Source organism: Mesorhizobium sp. M1406 (genome assembly GCF_040317555.1).
GTDB lineage: Bacteria > Pseudomonadota > Alphaproteobacteria > Rhizobiales > Rhizobiaceae > Mesorhizobium.
This window is the reverse complement of record NZ_JAMYKW010000205.1, coordinates 1-502: the sequence shown is the minus strand read 5'-3', so window position 1 is coordinate 502 and position 502 is coordinate 1. Positions and strand designations below refer to the sequence as shown.

Annotated in this window: 1 protein-coding gene; it reads right to left on the bottom strand. The window is 65.7% G+C overall.

Annotated elements, in window-relative coordinates:
* On the bottom strand, positions 1-477 hold a 477-nt coding region (locus NKH03_RS34965), incomplete at its 3' end, for an NAD(P)/FAD-dependent oxidoreductase (RefSeq protein WP_502913593.1).
* Positions 478-502 lie beyond the last annotated feature (25 nt).

Genomic DNA, 502 nt, shown 5'->3' with positions numbered 1-502 from the left:
GTCGGCGCTGTACCACCAGCCTTCGGGACGCGCCTCGACAACCATGCTGCAACCGCCCGGCGCGCGGTCGAAAAAGCGTGTATAGGCGGCAAGGTGTCCGTGCACCGTGAGCTTGGCGCCGAAACATCGCGCCAGCCTCCAACTGCGGCCGGTCGCCCAAACCACGGCGCGGGCAACGATATCTTCATCGGCCAGCTTGAGCAGCCAGCCTTGATCGTCGCGCACTGCCGAACCCACGGCCGAGCCAAACCGCGTGTCCACACCTGCCGCCTTGGCCGCCTGCACCATCAGCCGGTCGAATCGCGTCCGGTCGAGCTGCCAGCCGGCACCTTGAGCGGAAAACATGCCGTGCCGCTCGCTGGGAACTTCATTGGCCCACACCGAAACAAGCGCACGATTTTCAACGAAGCCGGCCTCGGCGAACGGCGTCCAGACACCAAGCTGACGCAGCAGCCCATTCGCTACTGCCGGCAGCACCTCTCCCGGCTTTGGCCGATCATGC